This is a genomic window from Micromonospora sp. DT4, from assembly GCF_049841675.1.
GTDB lineage: Bacteria > Actinomycetota > Actinomycetes > Mycobacteriales > Micromonosporaceae > Micromonospora.
In genome coordinates this window covers 1-4,273 of the sequence record NZ_JBNCKT010000210.1, presented here as the reverse complement: position 1 = coordinate 4,273, position 4,273 = coordinate 1, and the positions used below count along the sequence as shown (strand labels likewise).

1 protein-coding gene is annotated in these 4,273 nt (G+C 70.6%); it reads right to left on the bottom strand.

Annotation, left to right across the window (positions count from 1 at the left end; genetic code table 11):
* Positions 1–274: 274 nt before the first annotated feature.
* Complete coding sequence (gene fxsT, locus ACLQ24_RS28700) at positions 275–4,186, bottom strand: FxSxx-COOH system tetratricopeptide repeat protein (protein ID WP_425894862.1); 3,912 nt, start codon at positions 4,184–4,186, stop codon at positions 275–277.
* Positions 4,187–4,273 lie beyond the last annotated feature (87 nt).

Sequence of the window (4,273 nt, the reverse complement as noted above, 5' to 3'; positions counted from 1 at the left end):
ATGCTCCGCGACAAAACGCCCTACCAGGCACGTCCCGCCGCCATCGCGGCTTGACAAAAACATAGGGACACCCCCCCCGGACGCGACGGCGGGGGTCAGTTGCGTCCTTTGCTCTGCTTCAACGGGCGCAACACTCGCGGCCCCCAGGTGTTGCCTGGAGTGAAGCAGAGCAAAGGACGCGTGAGAGATGGCCCGGGTGGGACCGCGACCCCGTCGCGGCTTGCCTACGCGGGGCGGCGGGCGACGGGCAGCGGGCAGCGGGCAGCGGGCGGGTCTACAGGAGCGCCGGTTCGATGTAGGCGTTGGACCGTTCCCGTTGGCGGGCCTGCACTACCCGGGGATTGTCGCCGCCGAAGAGCTGCACCAGCTGACCGAACGCCTCATCGTAGAGCGCCCGGCCGGCGTCCGCCTCGCTCTCGGTGGCCTGACGGCTCAACGCGAGGTTGACCGACGCGGAGAGCGTGTCCGGATGCTCGGCGCCCAGCGCACGGGTCAGCTCCACGTACGCCGTGGTGTCCAGCAGCAACGCGTTGTCGCCGTCGCCGAGGGCGAACAGGTCGTTGGCCAGGTTGAGGGTGGCCAGCAGGGTGTGCGGGTGCCGTTCACCGAGGTGGGCCAGCAACTGGTCGCGGACCCGCTGGGACAGCTCCCGGGCCTGGGTGTGGTCGCCCTGCTTGCGGAGCAGCACACCGAGGTTGTTGAGGCAGGCCAGGGTGATGGCATGCGACTCGCCGAGCACCTCGTTGTAGCCGTCGCGCAGGCGGCGCACCACCCGCAGGGCGGTCTGGTTGTCGCCCACCGCCGACCAGGTGGTGGCGAGGGCCATCTCGGCGGAGAGGGTGTCGGCGTGCTCGGCGCCGAGCGTGCGCTGGTAACGGACCACCGTCCGCTCGATCAGCCGGTGCGCGTCGGCGAAACGGCCGAGCTGACGCAGCGTGAGCGCCAGTTCCTTCGCCGTCCGCAGGGTCTCCGGATGGTCCGGGCCGTTCACCCTCTGCTGGCTGGTGTACGTACGTTGCAGGACGCTGTGCGACCGCCACAGCTCGCCGGTGTCGCGCAGTCCGCGCCCGTAGTTGCTGGCCGACGCCAGGGTGGACGGGTCCTCCTCACCGAAGCGGTCCCGCCGCCGCTCGTGGATGTGCTGGTCCAGCGCGGCCGCGCCGCGGAAGTCACCGACCAGGCGCAGCGACACGGCGAGGTTGTTCTCCGCGGTCAGCGTCCGGCCGCTGTCGTCGCCGAAGCTGCGTACGCTCAGCTCCAGCGTGCGCCGGTCCTGTGCCTCGGCGTCGTGGTAGAGGCCCTGGGCGCGCAGGTCCGCGCCGAGGCTGCGGGCCGTCATCAGGGTGTAGAGGTGCTCCTCGCCGAAGATCCGCCGCTGCCGGTCGTAGACGTCCCGGTCGATCTCGTACGCCCGGTCGAAATGGCTCTGCGCGCGCAGCACGTTCGCCAGATGGAAGCGCATCCGCAGGCGGGTGGGATCGTCGTCGTCGGTGTCGCGCCACCCGGTCAGCGCCTCCTCGGCCAGGGCGCGGCTGGTGTCGTAGTCGCCCCGTCGGTAGAGGTAGCGCACGATGTCCACGACGAGCTGCCGTGCCTCGTCCAGGCTGGACAGGTGCAGGCCGCTGGGGCGTACGTGCGGCCACAGCTCGGCGTACTCGGGCCAGTTGATCGGCTTGTCGGGATCGCGGGGGTTGGCGGCGGCGAGCAGCAGTTGGGCTTCCCGACGGGCCTCGTCGGGATCGCCGAGCTGGTCCTGGATGACCAACTGGACCAACCGGTGGATCCGCACCGTGTTGTTCTCCGCGTCGACCTGGGCCAGGCCGTAGCGGCCCAGCTCGGCGGTGACCAGGCCCTGCAGGATCGGGTCGGTGAGCGTCGGGTCGATCGGCGCCATGAAGCTGGCGAAGCGGTCGCCGGTGAGCATGGCGACGGGGATCGGCTCCGGCGCGTAGAACGAGCACAGCTCCAACAGCCGGGCCGCCGCCGGCTTCTCCTCGCGAAGCTGGCCGAGGGTGAACAGCCAGGTGGCGGCGAGCGCCTTGGAGTAGCCGGCGGACTGCCGGCCGTCGAGGATACGTAGCAGGCCCGGGGTGTCCAGCGAGTTCAGGTACTTCTCGACCTGCATGGCGCTGGCCCGCAGGTACGCCGCGCCCTGCTCTACCGCGAGCGGCAGGTCGCCGAGCTTCTCGGCCACCTGGGTGGCCTCGATCTCGCTGAGACCGCGAACCCGGTCGCGCAGCAGTTGGACGCTCTCGGCGCGATCGAAGACGGTCAGCTCGGTCGCGGTGGCGTACTCGCTCCAGCTCTGGTCCCGGGTCGTGAGCAGGACATGGCCGGGCCCCTGCGGCAGCAGCGCCCGCGTGGCGTGGGTGGGCTTGTCGGCGTTGTCCAGGATGATCAACCAGCGCTGGTCGGGCCCCGTGCGGCGCAGGGTGTCGAGCACCCGGCGGGCCGCCTCGGCGCCACCGCCCGTGCCCAGCCCCATCGCCTGGCCGAGGTCGCCGAGACCACCGCGGATGCGGTCGTCGCTGTCGGCCGGGATCCACCAGACCACGTCGTAGTCGCGGCCGAAGCGCAGCGCGTACTCGGCGGCGAGCTGGGTCTTGCCGACACCGCCGAGGCCGTGCACGACCTGGATGGCCGAGTCCGGTGAGGTGGTGAGCCGGTCGCGCAGCGCCTCGAGTTGAGCGGCGCGGCCGACGAACGGGGTGCCGTGCTGGCGGACGTTGGAGATCGCCGGGAACGGGCCGGGGAAACGGCCGACCGCGCGACCGTCGGCCGTGACCGTCGTCGCTCCGGCGGCCTCCAACAGCCGAGTCCGCGCGGTCGACGGGTCGACGTCGGTGAGGTCCACCGGGCTGTGGTCGCTGTACGGGACGGTCAGCCGCGACTCGTCGACGCGCAGCGGCACCAGCACTCCTCCACCGCCGAGTTGGTCCCGGCCGGTGGCGCTCTTCCACACCTCGCCGGCGAGGGGCGTGCTCGCGTAGTGCCGGGTGAGCACCGCCAGCACCCGGCTGGCGCCGCTGACGGCTCGATCGAACTCGGCCCGCCCACCGGCGGCCACCGGCACATCAAGCGCGCGGCGATCCACCCGCAGCCCGGCGTCCTCCAACTGGTCGGTGATCCACTCGGCCCAGAGCCGATCGGCGGAGGCATAGCTGAGCAGCACGGCCTGCTCGGCGGTGAGCCGGCTGCGCTCGAACTCGGTCAGCGAGCGGCGTCGGTCCGCCTCGCCGATCGGGTGCAGCTGGGTGACCCGCCCATCGGTGATCACCGAGGCGAGTTGCTCGTACGCGGCCAGCAGAGTGCCGATCTGCTCGGGCCGGTCACCGAACGCGGCGAGGATCTCCTCGTAGGCGTAGAACGTGCGGTAGGGGACCTCGATGGTGTTCCAGTAGCGGGCAGCCGCCGCGTCCGAGAGGTGATCGAGGAACGGGGCGAACTCGGCGCGGACCAGATCCCGACCGGTCTCCAGCTTGCGCAGCTCGGCGTCCTCCACGCGCATCGGCACCGGCAGCAGCAGCGGCGGGTCGTCCGGGCGCTGGCTGCGGATCGAGCGGGCCACCGCCGCCGCGCCCCGGATGCTCTGGGTGGACATGGTGAAGCAGTTGACCACCAGGTCGGGCAGTTGCACGGTGCAGATGCCGGCCACGTCGCTGAGGCCGGTACGGCTGTCGATCAGCACCACGTCGTACTCGGCGCGCATCTGCGTCCGGACGGCGTCGATGAAGGACGCGCCGCCGTGCCGCTCGTAGAAGTTGGCCCATTCGAAGGTGCTCACCAACCGGGAGTACGCCGAGTCCTGCTGCCCGGCGGCCACGAAGTCGATCACGCCGCCGTGGCTGAAGTCCCAGTTCAGCGAGACCGCACGGCGTTGGATCTTGGCGTGGCCGGTGAGGAGTTCCTGGGAGTCCTCGTCACAGTTGCGCTGCATCGTGGCGATCGAATAATCCCAGATCATCTCGATGACGCCCGGGGTGGCGCGCAGCTCCTTGTCGCGCAGGAACGGGTGGAAGTAGCGGTGCAGACCCGGAGACTCCAGATCCCAGTCGACGACCAGCACCTGGAGGCCCTGGCTGGCCAGGATCCAGGCCACGTTGGCCAGCGCCATCGTGCGCCCGGTACCACCCTTGTACGAGTAGAAGGTCACGATCTGGCCACGTGCCGTCTCGTTCAGCGCCATGACGTGTCTCCCCTAGTAGAGCGTCGTGTCTAACGTTCTGGGTATAGGTGGCGGAGTCGGGTACGGGCGTCGTTGGTGGTGAAGTGC